The following is a 25,446-nucleotide window of genomic DNA, read 5'->3' on the forward strand; positions in this document are numbered from 1 at the left end:
TCAATGCAGCTTCACGTGCGGCTCGGTGCGACGGGTGATCAGGCGGGCCAGCGTGTCGAGCGCTACCTTTACCGAACCGTGCAGCGCGTGTTCGTGCATCTTGTAGAGCGACAGGTACATCATCCGTGCAAAGAGGCCTTCGAAGACGAGGCTGCCGCCCACGAGCGCTCCCATCATCGAGCCGACCGTGCTGAATTCGCCGAGCGAGACCAGGGATCCGAAGTCCCTGTAACGGTAGTCCTTGAGCGGTTCGCCGCGCAGATGTCGCGGAATCTGTAAATAGAGATGGGAGGCCTGCTGATGCGCCGCCTGCGCGCGCGGCGGAACGTTGCCGCGTTCGCCCCACGAGCAGGCCGAGCAGTCGCCGATGGCAAAGATGCTATCGTCGCGTGTTGTTTGCAGCGTTGGCTTGACGACGAGCTGATTGATGCGGTTCGTCTCCAACCCGCCGATATCCTTCAGGAAATCGGGCGCCTTGACGCCCGCTGCCCAGACGATCAGTTCGGCGGGAATCGTCCGGCCGTCGGTCAGGCTCACGCGGTCGGGACCGACCTCGGAGACCTTGGCTCCGACCAGAACATTGACCCCCAACCTGGCGAGCAGCTTTTCCGTTTCTTTTGAAACACGTTTGGGTAGCGCCGGCAGCACGCGGTCAGCGGCTTCAATCAGCGTGATCCTGATGTCCTTCTGAGGATCGACCTGATCGAGGCCATACGCCACGACCTCGCGCGTCGTTCTGTGCAGTTCAGCCGCAAGTTCGACGCCGGTCGCGCCGGCTCCGATGATCACGACCTTCAACTGGTGCGCCCCCAGAGGCGCCGATTGGGCATGCGCGCGGATGCAGGCATTGACCATGCGTTCGTGAAACCGCCTCGCATCGGCCTGTGATTCAAGCTTGATTGCATGGTCCACGACGCCAGGCGTGCCAAAATCATTGTTCTGGCTTCCGATGGCGACGACGAGGGCGTCATAGTCGAAAGCTCGCTTCGGCGTGACTTCACGACCTTCGCTGTCGAAATACGGCGCCACCTGTACCTGACGCCGATCCCGATCTATCCCGATCATGTCCCCGATGCGGTAGCGGAACCCATGCCAGTAGGATTGCGCGAGGTAATCGACTTCGTGGGCGGAGATGTCCATACTGCCAGCGGCGATTTCGTGCAGTTTTGGCTTCCACACATGCGTGCGGTTGCGCTCGATCAACGTGATGTCGAGCTTGCCCTTACGCCCGTATTTGTCACCGAGCCGAGTCGCAAGCTCCAGTCCGCCGGCTCCGCCTCCGACGATCACAATTCGGGGTTTTCCCAATTGCGGCTTACCCATGATGGCCTCGACCAATCAAGTTCACAAACCGTCCGAGCGCATCCCCCTGATCAGGCTCTCTCGGACACGGCGTCGGCGACCGCAACCGCCGCCATGTTCACGATGCGTCGCACCGTGGACGATGGTGTGAGGATGTGCGCCGGCTTTGCCGCCCCGAGCAGGATGCCGCCGACAGTCAGTCCCTGCCCCGCGGCCATCCGCAGCAGATTGTAGGAGATATTGGCAGCGTCGAGATTCGGCATGACAAGCACATTCGCCGGCCCCTCGAAACCGGAGTCGGGAAACTCGTGGTGAAGCACGGATGGCGACAGCGCCGCGTCACCGCGCATCTCGCCCTCGACAGCCAGATCAGGCGCTCGCTCGCGAATGATCGCCCGCGCTTCCCGCATCTTGTTCGCTTCCGGGACCGCGGAGCTGCCGAAGCTCGAATGCGACAGCAACGCCACCCGCGGCGTGATGCCGAACCGCCTGACCTCCGCCGCCGCCAGCAAGGCGATGTCGGCGACCTGCTGTGCGGTCGGGTTGAGGTGGCAATGGGTGTCGCAAATGAACAGCTGATGCTGCTGCAAGATGAGCATCTGCATCACGGCCAGCGTCCGCACGCCATCGCGGGTGCCGATCACGTTGCGGATCGCCGTCAGGTGGTCGGCAGTCCTGCCGATGACGCCGCACAGCATCGCATCGCCGATGCCTCTTTCGAGAAGAAGCGAGGCGAGCACGGTCGCATCGCTCCGAGTCTCGGAGAGCGCCAGCGAGGCCGATACGCCGTCGCGCTTCCGCCGCGAATGATACACTTCCGCGCATTTGGAATAGATTTCCGCATCATGCGGATCAACGATCTCGCAGTCCTTGCCAGGCTTCAGCCGAAGATCGAAAGACCTGATCCGCTCCTCGATCGTCGAGGGCCGGCCGACCAGCAAGGGTCTTGCAATCCTCTCGTCAACGATCACCTGCGCGGCGCGCAGCACGCGCTCGTCCTCGCCCTCCGCCAGCAGCAATGATTTTCCGCTTTCCTTCGCTATCGAAAAGACCGGCTGCATCGCGTTGCCGGAATGATAGACGAACCGGCTCAGCTGCTGCCGATAAGCTTCCATGTCCGCGATCGGACGCTTTGCAACCCCACTGTCCGCCGCAGCCCTGGCCACCGCCGGTGCCACGACCTCGATGAGACGCGGGTCGAGCGGCTTTGGAATGAGATAGTCGCGGCCGAAGCGGAGCTTCTCGCCCCTATACGCAGCGGCCACCACCTCGGGCACTTCCGCCATGGCCAGATCTGCCAGCGCGCGCACTGTCGCGAGCTTCATCTCCTCATTGATTGTCGTCGCTCCACAATCGAGCGCGCCCCTGAAGATGAACGGAAAGCAGAGGACATTATTGATCTGGTTGGGATAGTCCGACCGTCCCGTACCTATGATCGCATCGGGGCGAACCGCCAGCGCGTCTTCCGGCATGATTTCCGGGATCGGGTTGGCCATCGCGAAGATCAAGGGATCGCGTGCCATCTTCTTGACCATGTCTTGCGTCAGCACATTGCCCGCCGACAGGCCCAGAAAGATGTCCGCGTCTTGGATGATCTCGTCGAGCTTTCGTGCCTCCGTTTTCACCGCATAGCGCGCCTTGTTGTCGTCCATGCCTTCCGTGCGGCCTGCATAGACGACGCCCTTTGCGTCGGTCACGATGATTCGATCGTGGCGCAAGCCAAGGCTGACGATGAGGTCAAGACAGGCCAGCGCCGCCGCGCCGGCGCCGGAGCAAACCAGCTTGACGTCGGCAATATTCTTCTTGACCAGCTTCAACCCGTTGAGGATCGCAGCCGCTGCGATGATCGCGGTCCCGTGCTGGTCATCGTGAAAGACCGGAATCTTCATTCGGGCGCGCAGCTTCTGTTCGATGTAGAAGCATTCCGGCGCCTTGATATCCTCCAGATTGATCCCGCCGAACGTCGGCTCCATCCTGGCGATGGTTTCGACCAACGCGTCCGGATCTTCTTCGGCCAGCTCGATATCGAAGACATCGATCCCCGCGAACTTCTTGAACAGGCACGCCTTGCCTTCCATCACTGGCTTGCCCGCCAGCGGGCCGATGTTGCCAAGGCCAAGCACCGCGGTGCCGTTGGTCACGACAGCCACGAGGTTGCTGCGCGCCGTCAACTCATCGGCCTTGAGTGCGTCCTTGGCGATGACCAGGCAGGGCTCAGCCACGCCGGGCGAATACGCCAGCGACAGATCGCGCTGCGTCGCCATGGCCGTGGTAGGCACCACGGAAATCTTTCCCGGCCTCGGCAAACGGTGATATTCGAGTGCGGCTTCCCTCAGATCCTGGTCCATCGTATTCCCCGATTCTAATTTTCGCTCGGGCGGCGGATGCGCCGCTCTCCTGCTTTGCGAGGCCGGCCGACCTCAGGTGCTTCCACCACGCGTGCGCATCGCGGCCATTCCGTCCTCAAAGCGCCGGCGCAGTATCTCGACGGTTTGTTTCTGCTGCTCTGTCGCAGTCTCGGCGAGCTGACGCATGTTGGCGAGAGCTTTTTCGAAGCCCTGCCGGGCGATTTCCGTTCGCCGTCCCGCTACCGTTTCGTTGCTGGCCTCCGCGGCGATCGCCTTCATGGTTTCCTGAAAAACCTCGGCCTGTCGCGCCATCAAGTTTTGCCAGCTGTCATACGCCGTACGGTTGACCTCGATGAGCGCGTCGATGTTTTTCTTCTCCATATCGATCAACGACATCATGTCGACGCCGCTGATCTGGCAGGATTCGATGAGCTTGGCGAAATCGAACGCGCCAAACCCCCAGTTGGCCTCATTTGCCTTCGGTTTGCTGTCGGACATTTCCCTCTCCTGTCGATGTTTCTTCGGTCCCAGCTTCGATGCGACACTGGCGTTCGCCTCCGCTAGTCACGCGGCCGCGATCGGCGCCGGCCGGCCTTCGGCGTCGAGCGCGACGAACGTAAAGATGCCTTCCGTCACCTTCACTCGGTCCCCGAGTCGCCTGCGCAACGCCCAGGCTTCCAGCCGGACCGCAACCGACGTGCGTCCCACCCGCTCGGGCGCCGCGTAGACGCACAGAACATCGCCGACATAGACCGGCTTGATGAAATGCATCGCCTCGACTGCAACCGTCGCAACGCGCCGCTGTGCGTGCTGTCCGGCATGGATTCCGCCGGCGATGTCCATCTGGGAAAGAACCCAGCCGCCGAAGATATCGCCGCTCGGATTCGCGTCCACGGGCATGGCGAGCGTCCGTGTCGTGAGGTCCCCTCGTGGCTGGATCGACATGGCGGTGGCTCAGATCATGCTCTGGCCGCCATTCGCTGAAATCGTCGAGCCCGTGATGAAGCCGGCATCGTCCGAGGCCAGGAAAACGACAGTGCGCGCAATCTCGTGGGGTTCGCCCAGGCGGCCGACCGGAATCTGCGGCAGGATGTTCTTGGCGACAATTTCCGGGTTGATCGCCTTGACCATCTCGGTGGCGATATAGCCGGGGCAGATCGCGTTGACGGTGATGCCGGCGCGCGCACCTTCCTGCGCCAGCGCCTTCACGAAGCCGATATCACCCGCCTTGGCCGCGGAGTAGTTGACCTGACCCATCTGGCCCTTCTGGCCGTTGATCGAGGAGATGCAGATCACGCGGCCGAACTTGCGCTCACGCATCCCCTCCCACACCGGCCTCGTCATGTTGAAGAGCGAGTTCAGATTGGTGTTGATGACCGCGTACCACTGGTCGGGCGTCATCTTGTGGAACATGCCGTCCTTGGTGATGCCCGCATTGTTGACCAACACATCCACCGGCCCGAGGTCGGCTTCGACCTGCTTCAGGCCTGCGACGCACGCCTCATAGTTCGAGACGTCCCACTTGTAGACATTGATGCCGGTCTGGCTCTTGAACTTCGCGGCGGCTTCATCATTGCCGGCATAGCTCGCGGCCACCTTATAGCCGGCCGCCTTGAGCGCAATCGAGATGGCCTCTCCGATGCCGCGCGTTCCGCCAGTCACCACTGCAACCCTGGACATGCTCTCCTCCTGAACTGGATTGACCTTGTATTCGCCGGCTCTTGGGAGCCGCCGTCCCCCGCAGGCGGCGGGTGCCGCCCGCGCCAATGCTTTGGTCGCAGCGATTGAACCCTAGCGCTCGACCGTCAGGGCAACGCCCATGCCGCCGCCAATGCAGAGCGTGGCGAGGCCCTTCTTCGCGCCGCGCTTCTGCATCTCGAACAGAAGTGTCGTCAAAACGCGCGCGCCGGACGCACCGATCGGATGGCCGATGGCGATGGCGCCGCCGTTGACGTTGACGATCGACGGATCCCAGCCCATGTCCTTGTTGACGGCGATCGCCTGCGCCGCGAACGCTTCATTGGCTTCGACCAGATCCAGATCGCCAACCTTCCAGCCGGCCTTCTCGAGCGCCTTTCTGGATGCCGGAATCGGCCCCGAGCCCATAATGGCGGGATCGACGCCCGCCGTCGCCCACGACACGATCTTCGCGAGCGGGGTGAGGCCGCGCTTTTTGGCCTCATCACCGCTCATCAGCACGAGAGCGGCCGCACCGTCGTTGATCCCCGAGGCGTTGCCGGCGGTGACCGTACCCTCCTTGTTGAAGGCCGGCTTCAGCTTGCCAAGCGCCTCGACCGTGGTGCCCGGGCGGACATATTCATCCTGGTCGACGATGACATCGCCCTTTCGGGTCTTGACGGTGATGGGAACGATCTCGTCCTTGAACCTGCCGGCCCTTTGCGCATCCTCGGCCTTGTTCTGCGAGCTGGTGGCGAACGCATCCTGCTCCGCACGAGTGATCTGCCATTTGGCGGCTATGTTCTCGGCAGTGACCCCCATGTGATAGCCGTGGAAGGCGTCCATCAGGCCGTCTTTCAGCATGGAGTCGACGAACTTGACGTCGCCCATCTTGGTGCCGTTCCGCAAATGCGACAGATGCGGCGCCATCGACATGGACTCCATGCCGCCTGCGACGATGACCTTCGCATCGCCGTTGGAGATCTGCTGCAAGCCCAGAGCAACCGATCGCAAGCCGGACCCGCAGAGCTGGTTCATGCCCCACGCCGTTTTCTCCTGCGGAATGCCAGCCGCCATGGCAGCCTGGCGCGCCGGGTTCTGCCCCTCGCCACCGGCCAGGACCTGGCCCAGGATGACTTCGTCGACATCTTCAGGCGAGACTTTGGCGCGCTCGAGGGCGCCCTTGATCGCCACGGCCCCAAGCTCATGGGCGGTCAGCGATCCGAACGCGCCATTGAAGGAGCCAACCGGCGTCCGCGCGGCGGACACAATCACTACATCAGTCATGACCATTTCCTCTTTTACGTTCGATGTCTCGCAATCCGATTGTCAGAAGCCCCTGCCCTCTGCCACGGCGGTCTCGAAATCTGTCGGATCAATGTCGCGATCGAGACCGACACGCAGCTTCTCGCGATCGAGTTCGCCCTCCCACCAGGCCACGACCACGCAGGCTACGCCGTTGCCGCAGAGATTGGTCAGGGCGCGGCATTCGCTCATGAACTTGTCGATGCCGAGCACGATCGCCATGCCGGGAAGTAGCTCCGGCCTGACGGCGGCGAGCGTGCCTGCCAGCGTAATGAAACCGGCACCCGTGATCCCCGATGCTCCCTTCGAGGTGAGCATGGCGACGACGAGAATCGTCAACTGCTCGCCGAAGCTGAGCTGCACGTTCATCGCCTGGGCAATGAACAGCGTCGCCAGCGTCATGTAGATGTTGGTGCCGTCCAGATTGAAGGAGTAGCCGGTCGGCACGACGAGGCCGACGACCGGCTTGGAGCAGCCGAGGCGCTCGAGCTTCTCCATCATCTGCGGAAGCGCGCTCTCCGAGGATGACGTGCCGAGCACGATCAGCAATTCATCCTTCAGATATCTGAGGAACTTGAAGATCGAGAATCCGGCGAAGCGGGCGATCAGACCAAGCACCACAAAGACGAACAAGAGCGCGGTGAGATAGAAGGTTGCAATAAGTCCGGCGAGATTGCCCAGTGCCTGCGGACCATACCGCCCGATCGTATAGGCCATCGCACCGAACGCACCGATCGGGGCAGCCTTAACAATGATCGAGATGACGCCGAACATCGCGTGAGCCACATCATCGATGAACGCCCGCACGGTATGGGCGCGCTCACCGAGCCCCATCAACGCAAAGCCGAACAGGATTGCAAACAGCAGGACCTGCAGGATTTCTCCTTGCGCAAACGCTCCCACGACGGTGTCCGGGATGACGTGCAGGACGAAATCGACCGACTTCATTTCGCTCGCCTGCTTGGCGTAGCCCGCGACAGCAGCGGCGTTGGATTGACCCTGAAAGCCTGCTCCAGGCTGCACCACATTGCCGACGATCAAGCCGAGTGCCAGTGCAAGCGTCGACACGATCTCGAAATAGATCAGCGCCTTGATTGCGACGCGACCGACCTTCTTCACTTCGGAGATGTGGGAAATTCCGGAGACGACGGTACAGAAGATGATGGGCGCAATCACCATCTTGATGAGCTTGACGAAGCCGTCGCCCATCGCCTTGATCCACTCGTTCTTGCCGAGTTCGGGCGAGACCCAACCGACGATAATGCCGAGCACGATCGCCACGAGCACCTGAACGTAGAGCACCCGGTAAAATGGCTTCTTCTGCGTCACGGCCTTCGTACCGACCGTCGCACTGGTCGCTCCAGACATTATGTCTCCTCCCTCATTTCGTTGCGTTCCGCGCGGGCAGCCCTACTTTTTCTTCTGCGGCGGCAAATCTGTGCAGTGGCCCTCAAAGACCTCCGCCGCCATGCCGATGGACTCGCCAAGCGTCGGGTGCGGATGAATGGTCTTGCCGATGTCGGCGGGCTCGCATCCCATCTCGACCGCTAGGCAGATCTCGCTGATCAGATCGCCCGCATGCGTGCCGACGATGCCGCCACCGATGACGCGGTGCGTCGCCGTGTCGAACAGCAGTTTTGTGAATCCCTCGTCGCGGCCATTGGCGATGGCACGGCCCGAGGCCGCCCAGGGGAAGACCGCCTTGCCGAATTTGATGCCCTCGGCCTTGCACTGGTCTTCGGTTTTGCCGGCCCAGGCGACCTCGGGATCGGTGTAGGCGACGGACGGAATCTGCCGCGCGTCGAAATATGACTTTTCGCCGTGGGCGACTTCCGCCGCGACATGGCCTTCATGCACGGCCTTGTGCGCCAGCATCGGCTGCCCAACGACGTCTCCGATCGCAAAGATGTGTGCCACGTTGGTGCGCATCTGCTTGTCGACGTCGATGAAGCCTCGCTCGGTCACCGCGACACCAGCCTTCTCGGCGCCGATCTTCTTGCCATTCGGGCTGCGACCGACCGCCACCAGAACGAGGTCATAGACCTGCGGCCCGGCAGGCGCCTGCTCGCCCTCGAACGTCACCTCGATCCCGGCTTCAGTCGCTTTCGCGCCCACCGTCTTGGTCTTCAACATGACCTTGTCGAAACGTTGCGCGTTCATCTTGTCCCAGACCTTGACCAGGTCCCGGTCGGCGCCTTGCATCAGGCCATCCAGCATTTCGACGACGTCGACGCGCGCACCAAGGGTCGAATAGACGGTAGCCATTTCAAGCCCGATGATGCCGCCGCCGATCACCAGCATGCGCTTGGGGATCGATTTCAATTGCAGCGCGCCCGTCGAATCGACGATGCGCGGATCTTCGGGCAGGAACGGCAGTTTCACGGCCTGGCTGCCGGCCGCGATGATGGCTTTGGCGAACTTGATCGTTTTCTTACCGCCCGCCGAGACCACTTCGAGATGATGCGGATCGAGGAAGGCACCCACGCCGTTCACGACCTCGACCTTGCGGGCCTTGGCCATCCCGGCAAGGCCGCCGGTCAGCTTCTTGACCACGCCATCCTTGAAGCCGCGCAACTTGCCGAGGTCGACCTGCAGCGTACCGAAGGAAATGCCGTGATCGGGCAGATGCTTGACTTCATCGATCACCGATGCCGTATGCAAGAGCGCCTTGCTCGGGATGCAGCCGACATTGAGACAGACCCCGCCGAGCGTGTCGTAACGTTCGACGAGCACGGTCTTCATGCCGAGATCGGCGGCACGGAAGGCAGCCGAGTAGCCGCCCGGGCCGGCACCCAGCACCACCATATCGCATTCGATATCCGCCTTGCCCGAATAGGATGATGCGGAGGGCGCGGCGACCGGCGGAGCGGCTTTGGCCGGAACTGCCGGCGCGGGCTTGGGTTCGGCAACCTCTCCCGTGGCTTCCAGCACGAGGATGATCGTCCCTTCGCTGACCTTGTCGCCGGTCTTGACCTTGACGTCCTTGACCACGCCCGCGTGCGAGGATGGAATCTCCATCGATGCCTTGTCGGACTCGACCATGATCAGGCTGGTGTCGACCGCGACGGTCTCGCCCGCCTTCACCATGACCTCGATCACAGCAACGTCCTTGAAGTCGCCGATATCCGGGACCTTCACTTCGATCTGCTTAGCCATGCTGCTCTCTCCCCTCTCAGAACAGCACGCGCCGCAGATCGGCGAGCACGTTGGCAAAGTGGACGTTGAAACGCGCAGCCGCCGCGCCATCGATGACACGATGGTCCCAGGACAGCGATAGCGGCAGGGTCAGACGCGAGACCCAGTTCTTGCCATCAACCGAATGCTGCTTCCAATAGCCCTTACAGACGCCCATGATCGCGACTTCCGGCGCGTTGATGATCGGCGTGAAGTAGATGCCGCCGATGCCACCAAGCGAGGAAATCGAGAACGTTCCCCCCTGCATCTGGTCCGGCTTGATCTTGCCTTCGCGCGCGACCTTGGCGAGCTCGTTCATCTCCCTGGCGATTTCCGGTACCGACTTCTTGTCGGCGTCTCGGATCACTGGCACCATCAACCCGTTCGGGGTGTCCGCGGCAAAGCCGATGTGCCAGTAGTTCTTGTAGACCAGCGTGTCGCCATCGAGGCTCGCGTTGAACTCCGGAAATTTCTTCAGCGTCGCGACGGCGGCCTTGACCATGAACGGCAGGAGCGAGAGCTTCACGCCGCCCTTCTCCAGCTCCTTGTTCATCTTCACCCTGAACTGCTCGAGATCGGTGATGTCGGCCTCGTCGTGGGTCGTGACGTGCGGAATGACGACCCAGTTGCGGTGAAGATTGGCCGCGGAAATTTTTTTGATGCGGCCGAGTTCCTTGCGCTCGACCGGGCCGAATTTCGCGAAGTCGATCTTGGGCCAGGGCAGAAGGTCGATGCCGCCGACACCGCCGCTGCTCGCAGCGGCTGCCTGCGGCTTGGCAGCTGCCGCCCCGCCCTTGATGAAGGCTTCGACATCTTCCCGCAGGATGCGGCCATGATTGCCGGTGCCCTTGATCTTGCCGAGATCCGCCCCCAATTCGCGCGCCAGCTTGCGCACGGCCGGTCCGGCATAAGCGAGCGCAAAGGCTTTCTCGTCGACCGTGCCGACTTGCGCGGCGGGAGCCGCGGCGGGCACCGGCAATGCGGTCGCCGGCGGAGGGGAAGAAGCGCTGGCTGCCGCAGACGCGTCACCGGTCGCCAGCACGAGGATGATCGAGCCCTCGCTCACCTTGTCGCCGGTCTTCAGTTTGATCTCGCGCACGGTGCCGGAAAGCGGCGCCGGCACTTCCATTGTTGCCTTGTCCGACTCCAGCGCGATCAGAGGATCCTCTGCCTTCACGCTGTCACCCGGCTTGACGAAGATCTCGATGACCGGAACGTCCTTGAAGTCACCGATATCGGGGACGCGCACCTCGGCGACGCCGGCCGGTGCGTTGACGGGCGATGGCGGGGCACTGACGACCGGGCGCGCGTCGGCCTGCTCCGCGCCGGCCCCCTCGAACTGGACGATCACCCCACCTTCGCTCACCTTGTCGCCGACCTTGACGACGACCGACTTCACCACGCCATCCCGCGGCGACGGCACTTCCATGGTCGCTTTGTCGGACTCCAGCGCAACCAGCGGATCCTCCGCCTTCACCTTGTCGCCCGGCTTGACGAAGATCTCGATTACCGGGACATCCTTGAAGTCGCCGATATCTGGAACCTTGATGTCGATCACACCGCTCATCGCTCTGCCCTCGGCTCCGCTGCCTTACACGGTCCAGGGCGCGGCGCGCCCGGCGTCGATCTGATATTTGGCGATGGCCTTGGCCACGACCGCCGGCTTGATGGCGCCCTCGTCGGCGAGCGCCTTGAGCGCAGCGACGGCGACGTAGTGCCGATCGACCTCGAAGAACTTGCGCAGCTTCACCCGGTAGTCGCTCCGGCCGAACCCGTCCGTGCCGAGCACGACGTAGCGCCGCCCGGCCGCCTGGACGTATTCCCGGATCTGATCGGGGTAGTTGCGCATATAGTCGGTGGAGGCCACGACCGGCCCCGGGTGCCCCTCGAGCTGAGCTTCGACCCAGCTCTTGCGCCGCGGCTCGGTGGGATGCAGCAAATTCCAACGCTCCGCGTCCATGCCGTCGCGGCGCAACTCGTTGAAGCTCGTCGCACTCCAGACGTCGGCGGTGACACCGAAATCGGCCTTGAGCAGGTCCGCTGCCGCGATCACCTCGCGCAGGATCGTACCGGAGCCGACGAGCTGGACGCGCAGCTCCTTCTTTGGCGCCTCGCCGCCGTTCTTGAGCAGGTAAAGTCCCCGGAGAATTCCCTCCTCAGCACCCTTGCCTGCATCAGCGAGCGCGGGATGCGGATAATTCTCGTTCATCAGCGTGACGTAATAGTAGACGTCCTCCTGCGCCTCATACATGCGGCGCATGCCTTCACGAACGATCGTCACGACCTCATAGGCAAAGGTCGGGTCGTAGGACACGCAGTTCGGGATGGTGGCGGCGAGGATGTGGCTGTGGCCGTCCTCGTGCTGCAAGCCTTCGCCGTTCAACGTGGTTCGGCCGGCGGTACCGCCGAGCAGGAATCCGCGTGCGCGCATGTCGCCCGCAAGCCAGGCGAGATCGCCGACGCGCTGAAGTCCGAACATCGAGTAGTAGATGTAGAACGGGATCATCGGCACGTTGTTCGTAGAGTAGGACGTCGCCGCGACGATCCAGCTCGACATGGCGCCACCTTCGTTGATGCCTTCCTGAAAAACCTGTCCGCTCCTGTCCTCGCGGTAGTACATGAGCTGATCGGCATCCTGTGGCCGGTAGAGCTGGCCCACCGACGAATAGATGCCGAGTTGGCGGAACATGCCCTCCATGCCGAAGGTGCGGGACTCGTCCGGCACGATCGGCACGATGTGTTTGCCGATCGCCTTGTCGCGTACGAGCGAGCCGAGCATCTGCACGAAGGCCATCGTGGTCGAGATCTCGCGGTCGCCGGTGCTCTCGAGCAGGCGCTGGAAGGTCGACAGCGGCGGGATTTGCAGAGATGCTGACTTGCGTCGCCTTTGGGGCAGGCTGCCGCCGAGCTTTTCGCGCTGCGCCCGGAAGTATTTCATCTCGGGACTGTCTTCCGGTAGGCGAATGAAGGGGACCTTCGTCAGGTCCTCGTCGGCAATCGGTACCTGGAAGCGATCGCGGAAGCCGCGGAGCGCGTCCTGCGTCATCTTCTTGGCCTGGTGGGCAATCATCTGGCCTTCGCCCGATTCACCCATGCCGTAGCCCTTGACGGTCTTCGGCAGGATGACCGTGGGCTGCCCCTTATGATTCACCGCAGCGGTGTAGGCCGCGAAGACCTTCTCCGGATCGTGGCCGCCGCGTGCCAGCTTCCAGATCTCGTCGTCGCTCATGTCAGCGACGAGTTGCTTCAGCTCGTCATATTTGCCGAAGAAGTGCTCGCGGATATAGGCGCCGCTCTTGCTCTTGAAATCCTGGTACTCGCCGTCGACGCACTCCTCCATGCGCTTGAGCAGCAGGCCGCTCTTGTCCTTCTCCAGCAGGCGGTCCCAGCCCGAGCCCCACAGCACCTTGATGACATTCCAACCGGCGCCGCGGAAAACGCTTTCGAGCTCCTGCACGATCTTGCCATTGCCGCGAACGGGCCCGTCGAGCCGCTGGAGGTTGCAGTTGATGACGAAGATCAGGTTGTCCAGCTTCTCGCGGCCGGCGAGCGAAATCGCCCCGAGCGATTCCGGCTCGTCGGTTTCGCCGTCGCCCATGAAGGCCCAGACCTTGCGATTCGAGGTTTCGGCCAGATCGCGGTTCTGGAGATATTTCAGGAAACGCGCCTGATAGATCGCCATGAGGGGTCCGAGACCCATCGACACCGTCGGGAATTGCCAGAAGTCCGGCATCAGCCAGGGATGCGGATAGCTCGACAGGCCTTTGCCACCAGTCTCCTGTCGGAAGCTGAGCAGCTGGTCTTCGCTCAACCGCCCCTCGAGAAAGGCGCGCGCGTAGATGCCGGGCGAACTATGTCCCTGAACAAGAATCAGGTCGCCGCCGTGGCTTTCGGTCGGCGCATGCCAGAAATGGCCGAAGCCTATGTCGTAGAGCGTTGCAGCCGACTGGAAGCTCGCAATATGGCCGCCGAGTTCCGAGCTCTCCTTGTTGGCACGCAGCACGATCGCAAGGGCATTCCAGCGAATGATGGAGCGAAGCTTGTGCTCGATGGTGCGGTCGCCCGGCAATGCCGGCTGCTGGCTCAGCGGAATCGTGTTGCAATAGGGGGTCGTCAGCGTCTGCGCAATCGCGAGCCCGCCTTTGCGCGCAACGTCGACCATCGTGTTGACGACGAACTCGGCGCGCTCGTTGCCGCGATGCCCCTGGATGGCCGACAGCGCATCCAACCACTCCTGGGTTTCCTGCGGATCCAGGTCGTGCGCGTCTGCAACTGTCATTACCCTCTCCATTGCAAGCGAAGCCGAAGTCAAGCGTCGACGTTCATTGCGGCCCCGCGTTCATGCGGAAGCGCGCAACGCCAAACAAGGCGATGCCGGTCGCTTTAGGTGATGAGCTGAATACTGGCTGACATGTGAGCGTCCCCTCGCGTATTTGTTCTAGAGCTATGGCTCTTTGACGCATGCTTAAGCAGCATTCGTGCCAGACAACGGGAGGCTCCAACATCGTTCGCATGTCATTCATTTCGCTAGAGTTTACCAAGCACCCCGCCTCGCCCTCGGGCTTCGTCGGCCAGGTTCCGTCCGGACCTCCAGAAAACTGATTGGAGAGCCGCCCGAAATGTCGGATCGCGACCGTCCCAAGAACGCGGAGCGCGATCTCAACACCTGCTTCGTTCGGTCCGAGCGATCGCGCGCGTCACGCGGCGACGTCACAAGAGCAGCGTCAAAAATGTGATTGACGAGGCTCGGCAGGACAGTCGAATGTCCTGAGCGCTGACGGTTTCAACGTGCGCATGTATCCCGAACCACCGTCTGGCGTGCAATTGGCACGATGGGCAATTTGAGCCGAACGGGACTCGCCTTCTGCCCCACACAACGAGGATGAGCAGAATGACAGTGACGCTTGATCTCCTCAACGACGACCCGCGTCCGAACTCGCAGCCCGAGAGACCGCGCCATCCCGAAAAGGCCAACCGCCCAGACACGCCGATCACGAGCAAGCCTGCATGGATCCGCGTGAAGGCTCCCGGCTCCGTCACATGGAACGAGACAAAGCGCATTGTACGCGAGAACAAGCTCGTGACCGTCTGCGAGGAAGCCGGCTGTCCAAACATCGGCGAATGCTGGGCGAAGAAGCACGCGACCTTCATGATCATGGGCGACACCTGCACGCGCGCCTGTGCGTTCTGCAACGTGCGCACCGGTCTGCCCGGCCCGCTCGATCCCAATGAGCCGGACACGGTCGCCAAAGCGGTAGCCAAGCTCGGACTGGAGCATGTGGTCGTCACGTCAGTCGATCGCGACGACCTTGCCGACGGTGGAGCCGCACATTTCGCCGCAACGATTGCGGCCATCCGCGCGGCAAGCGCCGGCACGACCGTCGAGATCCTTACCCCTGATTTTCTGCGTAAATGCGGCGCGCTCGAAACGGTCGTTGCGGCGAAACCGGACGTGTTCAATCATAACCTGGAAACGGTGCCGTCGAAGTATCTGACAGTGCGCCCAGGCGCGCGCTACTTTCATTCGGTTCGACTCCTGCAACGTGTGAAAGAGCTCGACCCGGAGATATTCACCAAATCCGGAATCATGGTTGGCCTCGGCGAAGACCGGAACGAGGTGTTGCAATTGATGGACGACCTTCGCTCCGCCGATGTCGATTTCCTGACCATAGGCCAGTATCTCCAGCCCACACGCAAACACCACGCTGTCGTGAGCTTCGTGCCCCCTGGCGAGTTCGATGCCTATGAGAAGATCGCGTATGCCAAGGGCTTTCTGATGGTCTCGGCCACTCCGCTGACGCGCTCCTCACATCACGCCGGCGATGACTTCCGCAAGCTGCGCGAGCGCCGACTTGGATAGACTGATTGCGGTCGGGCCGGACATTCCGGCGCTCGACGATCAGGCTTGTCATTGTCCATGCAACTCACGGCCCATCAGTTCGACCAACCGCCTTCACAGTATTTATGAAGCGTCTTACGGAACTCCAAGAGTAGCAACTACATGTCCACGCTCATTGACAGGAGATAAGTGCGCGGTGCCCCCAGGAAAAACGTTCCGAATGAGGCTACGCTGGACCAATAACTCGTACCGGTCACATTCTGAATGTTGGCGCGGAAAACCGTCTTCCTGCCGTTGATCGCCGTCGTGTAGCGGGCGCCGAGATCGAGCCGCGTCCAATCCGGGATCGGCTGCTTGTTCGCCGTATCGACGAACTGCTTGCCCGTGTAGATGACTGCCCCATTCAAAGTGAGCCCTCCGATCCACGGGAGATCCCACTCGGCTCCAATATTGGCCTGTACGTTCGGAACGCCGATTGGCGTGTTGCCCACATTTGCCGCGACGGCGGTCTTCGTCAGTGTGCCATCCAGCAGCGAAAACCCTCCGAGGACGCGAACATCCGGCATGAGTTCACCGTAGACGTTGAACTCGAGCCCACGTACCTGCTGTTCGGCGGTTACTGCGAACCGACCGGCGGACAGCTCGCCGCTCGCCTTCGATATTTGGAAGGCGCTGAAGGTGGTTGCGAACCGGCCGAAGTCCACCTTGATGCCGGCCTCATACTGCCTGGCGATGTAGGGCGGGAGCACTTCGCCAAAATTGGAAGCGGCCTGGGGCGCGACGTCACCCCGGCTTAGACCTTCGATGTAGTTCGCGTACAGAGAGATATTATCCCGGGGGCGGATGACGAGGCCGACCACAGGAGTGGTCGCGCTCTTGTCGTAGGACGACGTCAGCGTTCCGACATTTGAGAGATAGTTGTTCGCCTCGATGTCCTGGCGCCGGACACCCAAAGTCAACAGGACACGCTCATCGAGCACGGACAAGGTGTCGGCAATCGAGAGTCCCGTGAGCCCACTGTCCGAGAGCCGAGGGCGCCCGCTTGTCTCGTTCGCGAACTGGGTTGGCGCCACGGTCGGATGGTAGATGTTCGAGGTGACCATGCTGCCATTGGTGAGCCGCCGGTACAGCGCGTCATGATAGACCGAGGCCTGGAAGGCGACGGCATGGTGGACGAAACCGGTATCGAAGCGGGCTCGGACGCCGCCATCATATGTGGTTCGATCGATGCCAAGCCCGAAGAATTGGGGCGTCGAGGTCGTGTCGCCGCTCGTGTTGATGATCGTCGGAAGACCGAAGAACCGCTCGACATTGGTCCGCGATCCACCGACGTCGGCGAACAGCGTAACCTGATCGGTTACATCGTATTCGGTCCGCAACAAGGCAGATTGATCATTGATGCGCGACCATTCCCAGGGTTGCGTCACGTTCAGCCGACCGTCCGGCGCCTTTGGCACTAGTAGGCGGGGAGCCATGAGAAAGGGACGTGATGGAGCGTCGAACCGATCGGTCTGGGCGATGAGGTAGAGCCAAGACCTGAACCGTTCACCCTGATAGTCGAGAGCCAGCGATCCGACTCCCGTCGCTTCGGACTGACGGTCGATGGCCGTGTCGCCATCGCGCAGGCTGCCGCTGGCGCGTACGCCCCATTCCCTACCCTCGCCGTAACGCCTCGCAATATCCCAGTGACCGCCGAACCGTGCGGCCGAACCGTAATCCACGGTGAGGCGGGTCAAGTCCTCTCCGGCGCGCTTAGGTACGACATTGATGACGCCGCCGACGCCGCCATTGGGGGCTATCCCCGAGAGCGCAGCCGAGGGACCCTTGAGCACTTCGATGCGCTCGACGTAATCTGTGAAGATGCGGTAGCTCGGCGCGATCCCGTAAAGGCCCTCGAAGGCGAATTCACCGTTGTTGCCTTCGTTGATCGGGAAGCCACGAATATTGAAGGAATCGACCACACCGCCCGTTGGATGAGAACTGCGCACGGAAGGATCGAGGATCAAGGCATCCGCAGCCGTCGCCGCCTGCTGATCCCGAATGAACTTGTCCGTGTAGCTCGTCACGTTGAACGGCGACTTCATCGTGTCGGTGTTGCCGAGCAGTCCCAACCGCCCGCCTTGAGCCACCTGGCCGCCCGCAAAGGCGGGGACGACACCCGACTTCGACGACTGCGGTTGCACCGCGACGGTTTCTGTCTGCGGGGCACCGGGCGACGTGGCACGCCGTGAGGTTGATCGGACCCGAGCAGCATTTCGTTTGGCCGGCGCGCGACGGACCGACGGTTGTATCGGAGCATCGACGGTAACGGGTGGAAGGGAGTTGGTGTCTTGCCCCGTTTGGGATTGAGCGGGAGATTCGAACCACGCCAGCAACGCCGCTCCACCCAGCAATGTCGCACCAAACCGAACCACCGTTCCAACCCCACCTGCACGTCGCATTTCCGGAAAGTCCCTCATCAGCAGTACGTCGCCCGACGTGGAATGGCTCCACGGCCGGCTTGCAACATGGATCGAAGATCCGCTCTCCGCGTTCGGGCTCGGTCGACACTTATGGCCTTGTGAATCAGCTCCCCCGCAAACTCGCACTCCGGGTTGCTAGTCGGCGCCGTATCGGCAAGTGCGATCGCCAGCGATCTGCACCGCCTCTTTAGGGAGACGCTATGGTGACCACAACGCAAATGCGTGCGTTGCGACTTAGAATGTCTCGATCGTCGATCGACCCGGGTCAGCGACACCGTGTTTGGAAAACTTCGAAAGTTGCTTTGGACGATTCTAAATCAGTGCCGTTGACGTTGGCAGGAAACATAGAGGAGAGCCCTCTCCGCAGATGCTTTCCTGGAAGCGACAACCCAACAGGTCTCGCTTTTTCAGGAACGCTCCAGACCTTGCCCGATGCATTTCGCTACGGTTCAATCGGCCCATTCGGGATCGGTCGTGAAGGCGATGGTGAGCCAACGATCGGGACTATCGTCGCCGATCGCCTCACCAGTCTCGTCGCGGATGCGGTCCCAATCCTGCAGCCTGCATGGTGGCCAGTCCGTCGGCACGATGAAATAGAGCTCGATCTGCCTGCCGCGGCCGACCCTGGCAACATAGGCACGATACGACAGGAAGCCGTGGCGCTGCACGATCCCGCTCGCGACCTCATCCACATGCTGCTTGAGATCAGACGGCGTGACCAACAGGATATCGGCCAGCGCCTGCCTTATCGTTTTGGCCGGAATGGGAATGATCACCAGGCACACCAGCGCCAAGGCCGTCGGGTCGATATAGGGCGACACCCATTCGAGGCTCGATCCCTGGATCAAGAATCCGAAGATGAAGGCTATGAGCAGAGCGGCGCTAACAGCCGCCGACATCAGCCATGACTTGGCGTCGAGTGCGACGAACTCCGATTTGAGCGTCCGGTTCGCAGCGCGGCTCAACATGGTCATGGCGCTCGCAATGCCCAACGTCACCACTGCATAGATGACGGCATGATCAAAGGCGAGCGGCCGCCCGCCTGCCATAATGCTGCCGACGGCGTTGATGAGGCCGTAGATTGCAGCACCTGTCAGTAGAATGCCGTTGAGGCCCAGGACCATGGGTTCCAGGTGCCAGAAGCCCATGGTGAAGTGCTGGACCAGTTTGCTCCTGGCGGGGCCGCTCGCCGTTGACGATACGATCAGGTTTGAAACGAACAAGGCGACGATCGTCATGGTCGCGTCTGTCAGACCGTAGACGCCGTCAAACACAATCACGAAGGAGCCCGACAGGAGACCGAACAGGATACCGACAGCGGCCAAAAAGATCGCGGCAGCAATGGAGACGCGAAGGACGGCTTGTTCCGTTTTCAACGTCCAGCCCTTTGGTTCGCCGGTCACCGCCACCTGCGACACTCAGGGCGCGACCAATCTCTTGCGGATGGCATAGCGGACCAGCTCTGCCGTCGACGACATCCTGAGCTTGCGCATAGCCGACGCGCGATGGGTCTCGACGGTCTTCACACTCAGCTTCAGGACCGTGCTTATCGATCGGTTGGTATGTCCCTCCGCGATCAGCTGAACCACGCTCTGCTCGCGCGACGTCAACAGCATGTCCGACTTGTTCTGCTTGTTGACCTGGTAGTCGTGGAGAAGCTTCTCGAGCAACACGCTGGTGAAGTACGGCCTGCCGTCGAGCAAAGCTTCGATCGCGGAAATAAGGTGCTTCCGTGCATCCGATTTGAACAGGAAGCCGCGGACGCCCGCCAGAATGGCTTCCGTCAGCAGCTCCTCGCTTTCGTGCATCGTCAAGATCAACACTTCAGTGCGCACATGGAGCGCCCTGAGGCGGCGACTGACCTCCAATCCGTTCATGATGGGCATTGAATAGTCGACGATCACGACGTCCGGCCTGGTTTCCAAGGTCAAGGCGACGGCCTGCTCACCGTTGGTCGCTTCTCCGCATACGATCCAGTTGGAGCGCGTTTCAACGATCGCGCGAAGCCCGGAACGCACGATTTCATGATCATCCGCAATCACGATGCGTTTCACGGCGTCGTTCCCGTATGCCGGCACCGACCCTTCGAGCTATTGCCTGACGTGACCGGCAATAAAGTCGAACAATCATACTGATCGCGATCGGTAGGGTTATCCCACAAAACCCCGAGATTGGCCGGCGAATGTACTAACGTGACCGGAGCCCGCTCCGATCGTCGTCATCCTCCACCAGCCTCGCCCGAACCGCGTGTCGGACCAGGCCTGCGGTCGAATTCACGCCCAGCTTGCGCATCGCCGCCGCCCGATGCGCCTCGGTGGTCTTGACACTGAGGTTGAGAACCCCGCTGATGCTCTTGTTGCTGTAACCCTCAGCAACCAGCTTGACGACGATTTGCTCGCGCGGCGTCAGCTCGTGGTTCCCGTCGCGAGCACCCGATCCGTGATGATCCAGCTCACCTCGGCAGCTTCTGGTGCAGAACGGCCGGTGCTGCAGAAGCGACTCGACCGCCGTCAACAACAGCTTATTTGCGTCCGACTTCACCAGGAACGCGCGTGCGCCGGCCTCAAACGCCTGTTGGGCCAGCAGACTTGAGTTGTGGACCGTGAAGATCAGCACCTCCGTCTGCAACGGATACTGCCGGATGCGCCGAGCGACCTCCACTCCCGTCATTCGCGGCATGGAGAAGTCGACGATCGCAACATGAGGCTGATTCTCGATTGCAGCGGCCACCGCCCTGCCACCGTCGTTGGCCTCGGCCACCACTTCCCAATCCGCCCGTTGCTCGAGCACGGCGCGCAGACCCGATCGCACCGCATCGTGATCATCAGCGATAAGAAATCGTTTCATGGCAGAACACTCCAACGTCGTTTACACGGCGGCTCGGCGCAAGCACGCCTGCAACGGATGAACCATCTCCGTTTGCCGCCGGTCGCCAGTGTTTTTCATTTTGTGCCTGCGTTCCCTCCCACGACTGTAGCGGCCCTTCGCCGAATGCGCTTGCTGGCTGCAAGGTCATGCGGGAACACCGCGCATAAAATGGTGCCGCTATGCCGCCCAGCCGGATCGGGCTGGATATCGAGCGTGCCTCCGATCTCCCGGAGCCTCGCCTTCATCGCGGGAATTCCGACTCCGATCGATATCGCCTTCGCGTCGCGCCTTGCGGGGTGAACCGAAAGGCCACATCCGTCGTCGCTGATCGTCAGCCGAAAATGGTCGTTCGTTGCGTCAATGTTGATTCGCACCTTCGTCGCCTTCGCGTGACGAAACACGTTCGTGAGCGCCTCCTGAATGACCCGCAACAATGACCGCTGCGTCTCGTAAGGCAATCGGTCGATCTCGGACGCGATTCTGGTCGTGACCCGTAGTGAGGTGCGGGCCGCGAATCCCGCGGCGTAATTTTCGACAGTGGCCTTCAAGCCATCGACCGTCAGATTTTGCGGGTGCAGCAGATAGGCAAACGCACGGATTTCCCGCAATGCTTCGTCAATCGACGCATCGACGTCATCGCAAAGCCGCTCGGTACTGACCGGATCGGCCAGGCCGATCCGAAGTCGCATCAGACCGAGGCTCGCAGCAATCAAGTGCTGACAGGTCGAATCGTGGAGATCTGATGCAATCCGCTGCTGAATATCCTCCTGAATGGACACCAGGCTGCGCACATCGTCCAACCCCTCGCTAGCGGTCTCGCCAGGGCCCTTGCGTGCGGCACGATGGCTGCCGATCAGCCGGACAACGCGACCGGTGGCCGGATCGAGGATCGGAACAACGGTCGTCTCCATGTTTCGCAGCGCGCGGCCCAACGCAAGGCGATGGCAGATTCTGACCTCCGCGCCTTCCAACAGACACTCCCGAAAGGCCTCGCAGACGGATTGTGCATCGTCCGTGCTCATGCATTCGGAGACGTCCATCTCCCGGATTTCATCTGCCGAGACGCCAAGAACAGACTCGAACGCCGGATTGATCCCCTCGTAGAGGAATCGCCTCCCCTGTGACGGACGTACTGCGAAGAGCAGATCTGCTGAAAACACCCAGTAGAGCCGGTCGCTCGTTTCCTCCGAACCTATCTGGAGCCATGGTCCGACGCTGGTTCGATTCAAATCGTAGGCGGGGGAGTCATGTAGTTTCACGGTACGCTCACTCTTCTCCGGCGACTCCTGACATTGAAACTCAATATCGAGGCTCTTCTCCGTGCCTCGCCGGGCGAGGCATCGACATCACCGGATCGGAAGACGCGCGCCCTTGAGGTCGCCCGATTATACACCCGCTGGAGGGACCACACCATCAGGTAGTATTCTCAGACGACTAAAACTCTCGAATCTGTGAGATGCCGCCATTATGCAATTTGTGCCAGTTCGTTCCGGCGCGGCGAAACTCAAAAGCGACGCAACCGATATTAAAACTGCCTCAGACGGTTGGCTGCATCTCTAAAATCTTCGACTGAGACGGCGCACACGGAACCCATACTGTCCTTTCTCGGCGATGACGCGCCCGGCCGTCACGGTCGATTCACGCGACCCGCCCTAGTAATCCACGGCATCCCTGATGATCGGACAGGTCATGCAATGACCGCCGCCGCGGCCGCGGCCCAGTTCTGCGCCGACGATGGTGATCACTTCGATCCCCTCCTTGCGCAGCAGCGTGTTGGTGTAGGTGTTGCGATCGTAGGCGAAAACGACACCGGGGGATGCGCAGACGAGATTGGCTCCACTGTCCCACTGCGTCCGCTCCCGCATATAGGCATTGCCGCCGGTCTCGACGACGCGCAGCTTTTTGAGACCGAGCGCTTCAGCGACGACATCCACGAAGGGCTTTTCATCCTTGCGCAGCTCGATGCCGGCCGAATTGTTCGCCGGTCGATAGGAGAATGCCGCGATGTTGTTGACGATGTCGGGATAGAGCAGCACGCAGTCGCGGTCGGCAAAGGTGAACACCGTATCGAGATGCATCGCGGCGCGCAGCTTGGGCATGGCGGCCACGATCACGCGCTCGGCCGCCTTCCTCTTGAACAAGGCCGCGGCGACCTGGCTGATCGCCTGCCGCGAGGTGCGTTCGCTGAGGCCGATCAGGACATTGCCCTTGCCGATCGGCATCACGTCACCGCCCTCCAGCGTGGCAAGGCCGTGGTCCTGCGTCGGATCGCCCCACCAGACGTTGACCTTGCCGGCAAAATCCGGGTGGAACTTGTAGATGGCCGTGGCGAGGATCGGCTCTTCATGCCGCGCCGGCCAATAGAGCGAGTTCAGCGTGACGCCGCCATAGATCCAGCAGGTCGTGTCGCGGGTGTACAGCGTGTTGGGGAGTGGCGGCAGCAGGTACTCGGTCATGCCTGCAGCCTCGCGGACGAGCTTGAGCATCTCGCCGCCATGAGCATCCGGAAAATCGTAGGTCGACACACCGCCGATCAGGGTCTCCGCCAAATCGCGCGGCTTGAGGCGTTCGAGATAGCCACGCAGCTCGTCAACCAGACCGAGACCGACCTGGTTGGGCACCACCTGGTTGTCGAGAATCCACTTCCTGGCCTCCGGAATGGCAACGGTGTCGGCCAGCAGATTGTGCATCTCGACGACCTCGATGCCGCGGTCGCGCATCTTCTGCACGAAGTCGAAATGATCGCGTTTGGCGTTATCAACCCACAATACGTCGTCGAACAGCAACGTGTCGCAATTCGACGGCGTCAGGCGCTGATGCGCACGGCCCGGCGAGCAGACCATCACCTTGCGCAGTTGGCCGACCTCCGAATGAACGCCGAAGGGGATGGAGGAGTCCGAAGCTTGCTTTGCCATGGGAACTGCCTTGCCTAGATGGTGATGTAGCCGGTCGCCAATCCGTGAATCCCGACCACTGCGCCGATCGCGGCTGCGATGAAAATGACCCACTCGACCGGCGTGAAGACCTTCGCCTTCCGTTCGAGGCGAGCCCAGAAATACAGCACGGTACCGGGCGCGTAGAGAATGGCAGCCAGCAGCAGGTACTTCATTCCGGCCGCATAGATCAGAAACAGCGTGTAGATGACGGCTATGCCCGTAAAGATCAGGTCGCGTCTACGTTGGTCCGGGCGCTTCTCATAGGTCTCGCCCCGCCTGACCAGCAAGAGTCCGTAGGCGGCGACCAGGAAAAACGGAATGAGGTTCATGACGCTCGTCAAATTGAGCATCAGCGCAAAAGCGTCTCGGGACCAGTAGGTGCTGATGACGAAGAGCTGGACGATGACGTTCGTCAGCCACAGGGCCGCAGCGGGCACCTTGTTTGCATTTTCGGTGCCGAACACGGCCGGCATGTCTCGGGTTCGGCCCGCCGCCGAGAGCACCTCGGCACAGATCAGTGACCAGGCAAGATAGGCCCCGAGCACCGAGATCAGAAGCCCGATACTGACGAAGACGGCACCCCAATGCCCGACCACCGCTTCCAGCACCGTCGCCATTGAGGGCTGCCGCATATCGGCGATTTCTGCGCGGGGAAGCACCGCATAGGGCAGCATGGTGACGAGCACCATGAGGCTGGTGACGATCACAAAGCCCATGATGGTCGCAGCGCCGACGTGGGATCGCTCCTTGGCATAGCGTGAATAGACGCTGGCGCCCTCGATCCCGAGGAACACGAACACCGTGACCAGCATGGTGGCGCGGATCTGGTCGAAAAGACCCTTGTCCGGCATGCCCTCGCCGCCCCAGAAATTGGCCCGGAACATGTCGGCTTTGAACGCAAAGATGAGAATGAGGATGAAGATCAGGATCGGCACGATCTTGGCAACGGTGACGATGGTGTTGATCGCCGCCGCCTGCTGTACGCCGCGCAGGATCATGAAGTGAAACAGCCAGATCCCGATCGACGCGACGATGATCGCGGTGATCGTATTGCCGTCACCAAACACGGGAAAGAACGCGCCCAGCGTCGACTTGATCAGGACCCAATAGGATACGTTGCCTATGCAGCTTCCCATCCAGTAGCCGAGCGCAGAGAGGAAGCCCGGATAGTCGCCAAATCCTGCCTTCGCGTAGGCATAGACACCGGCGTCGAGATCGGGCTTCCGTTCAGCCAGCGACTGGAAGACGCGGGCCATCGTGTACATGCCCCCGCCGGCGATGCACCAGGCGAAGATGGCGCCGAACGGACCGGTGGCGATGCCGAAGGTGCGGGGCAGCGAGAATATGCCTGAGCCGACCATTGAGCCAACCACCATCGCGGTCAGCGCGAACAGCGAGAGCTTTTGGATTGATGGCGTTGCAGTCATATGAAGGCCTCGACCCGCGAGCAACGGCCCGGCCAGTCGGCTTTTCCGAGGTCCGGACCATGCGCCCGCAGCAGGCGGCGGAGTATCGGGTGATTACCTAGTCGAGGG

At 61.6% G+C, this 25,446-nt stretch carries 18 protein-coding genes; 1 reads left to right on the forward strand and 17 read right to left on the reverse strand.

Annotated elements, in window-relative coordinates; translation table 11 throughout:
• From KUF59_RS27555 to aceE, 10 genes are all read right to left on the reverse strand, one after another.
• A complete protein-coding gene (locus KUF59_RS27555; RefSeq protein WP_212459237.1) occupies positions 1 to 1,323 on the reverse strand; it encodes an NAD(P)/FAD-dependent oxidoreductase in 1,323 nt (440 codons plus the stop codon).
• Between the two features lie 50 nt (positions 1,324 to 1,373).
• Positions 1,374 to 3,650 (reverse strand): NADP-dependent malic enzyme, encoded by a 2,277-nt coding sequence (locus tag KUF59_RS27560; RefSeq protein ID WP_212459238.1) that lies wholly within the window; start codon positions 3,648 to 3,650, stop codon positions 1,374 to 1,376.
• Between the two features lie 72 nt (positions 3,651 to 3,722).
• Positions 3,723 to 4,148 carry a TIGR01841 family phasin gene (gene phaP, locus KUF59_RS27565; RefSeq protein ID WP_212459239.1) on the reverse strand — a complete coding sequence of 142 codons (426 nt, stop codon included), beginning with the start codon at positions 4,146 to 4,148 and terminating at the stop codon, positions 3,723 to 3,725.
• 66 nt (positions 4,149 to 4,214) lie between these two features.
• Positions 4,215 to 4,550: an acyl-CoA thioesterase gene (locus KUF59_RS27570; protein WP_258767242.1), complete on the reverse strand. Its 336-nt coding sequence runs from the start codon at positions 4,548 to 4,550 to the stop codon at positions 4,215 to 4,217.
• Between the two features lie 54 nt (positions 4,551 to 4,604).
• Positions 4,605 to 5,330 (reverse strand): acetoacetyl-CoA reductase, encoded by a 726-nt coding sequence (gene phbB, locus KUF59_RS27575; RefSeq protein ID WP_212459241.1) that lies wholly within the window; start codon positions 5,328 to 5,330, stop codon positions 4,605 to 4,607.
• Positions 5,331 to 5,441: 111 nt separating this feature from the next.
• A complete protein-coding gene (locus KUF59_RS27580) occupies positions 5,442 to 6,614 on the reverse strand; it encodes an acetyl-CoA C-acetyltransferase (RefSeq protein ID WP_212459242.1) in 1,173 nt (390 codons plus the stop codon).
• A gap of 42 nt (positions 6,615 to 6,656) precedes the next feature.
• Positions 6,657 to 8,000, reverse strand: a complete 1,344-nt coding sequence (locus KUF59_RS27585) for a dicarboxylate/amino acid:cation symporter (RefSeq protein ID WP_212459243.1) — start codon at positions 7,998 to 8,000, stop codon at positions 6,657 to 6,659.
• A gap of 42 nt (positions 8,001 to 8,042) precedes the next feature.
• Positions 8,043 to 9,788: a dihydrolipoyl dehydrogenase gene (gene lpdA, locus KUF59_RS27590; protein ID WP_258767243.1), complete on the reverse strand. Its 1,746-nt coding sequence runs from the start codon at positions 9,786 to 9,788 to the stop codon at positions 8,043 to 8,045.
• 16 nt (positions 9,789 to 9,804) lie between these two features.
• Positions 9,805 to 11,373 carry a dihydrolipoyllysine-residue acetyltransferase gene (locus tag KUF59_RS27595; RefSeq protein ID WP_212459245.1) on the reverse strand — a complete coding sequence of 523 codons (1,569 nt, stop codon included), beginning with the start codon at positions 11,371 to 11,373 and terminating at the stop codon, positions 9,805 to 9,807.
• 24 nt (positions 11,374 to 11,397) lie between these two features.
• Positions 11,398 to 14,085, reverse strand: coding sequence for a pyruvate dehydrogenase (acetyl-transferring), homodimeric type (aceE, locus tag KUF59_RS27600; protein ID WP_212459246.1), 2,688 nt, complete (start codon positions 14,083 to 14,085; stop codon positions 11,398 to 11,400).
• 612 nt (positions 14,086 to 14,697) lie between these two features.
• Between aceE and lipA the strand changes: the two genes are divergently transcribed.
• Positions 14,698 to 15,666, forward strand: a complete 969-nt coding sequence (lipA, locus tag KUF59_RS27605; protein WP_212459247.1) for a lipoyl synthase — start codon at positions 14,698 to 14,700, stop codon at positions 15,664 to 15,666.
• A 137-nt stretch (positions 15,667 to 15,803) separates the two neighbouring features.
• On the opposite strand, the gene KUF59_RS27610 is transcribed toward lipA, so the two are convergent.
• The 7 genes from KUF59_RS27610 to KUF59_RS27640 form a co-directional block, all read right to left on the reverse strand.
• Positions 15,804 to 17,756: a TonB-dependent receptor gene (locus KUF59_RS27610; protein WP_408918035.1), complete on the reverse strand. Its 1,953-nt coding sequence runs from the start codon at positions 17,754 to 17,756 to the stop codon at positions 15,804 to 15,806.
• 800 nt (positions 17,757 to 18,556) lie between these two features.
• On the reverse strand, positions 18,557 to 19,483 hold the full coding sequence (locus KUF59_RS27615) for a cation diffusion facilitator family transporter (protein ID WP_258770035.1): 927 nt from the start codon (positions 19,481 to 19,483) through the stop codon (positions 18,557 to 18,559).
• A 42-nt stretch (positions 19,484 to 19,525) separates the two neighbouring features.
• Complete coding sequence (locus KUF59_RS27620; protein WP_212459249.1) at positions 19,526 to 20,161, reverse strand: response regulator; 636 nt, start codon at positions 20,159 to 20,161, stop codon at positions 19,526 to 19,528.
• A gap of 133 nt (positions 20,162 to 20,294) precedes the next feature.
• Entirely contained in the window at positions 20,295 to 20,954 is a 660-nt protein-coding gene (locus KUF59_RS27625; protein WP_258767245.1) for a response regulator, read from the reverse strand.
• Between the two features lie 95 nt (positions 20,955 to 21,049).
• Positions 21,050 to 22,234 carry a sensor histidine kinase gene (locus KUF59_RS27630; RefSeq protein WP_258767246.1) on the reverse strand — a complete coding sequence of 395 codons (1,185 nt, stop codon included), beginning with the start codon at positions 22,232 to 22,234 and terminating at the stop codon, positions 21,050 to 21,052.
• 393 nt (positions 22,235 to 22,627) lie between these two features.
• Positions 22,628 to 23,890, reverse strand: coding sequence for an arginine deiminase (gene arcA / locus KUF59_RS27635; protein WP_212459252.1), 1,263 nt, complete (start codon positions 23,888 to 23,890; stop codon positions 22,628 to 22,630).
• 14 nt (positions 23,891 to 23,904) lie between these two features.
• Positions 23,905 to 25,338, reverse strand: a complete 1,434-nt coding sequence (locus tag KUF59_RS27640) for a basic amino acid/polyamine antiporter (RefSeq protein ID WP_212459253.1) — start codon at positions 25,336 to 25,338, stop codon at positions 23,905 to 23,907.
• Between the last annotated feature and the right edge of the window lie 108 nt (positions 25,339 to 25,446).

It is taken from the genome of Bradyrhizobium arachidis, from assembly GCF_024758505.1.
GTDB lineage: Bacteria > Pseudomonadota > Alphaproteobacteria > Rhizobiales > Xanthobacteraceae > Bradyrhizobium > Bradyrhizobium manausense_C.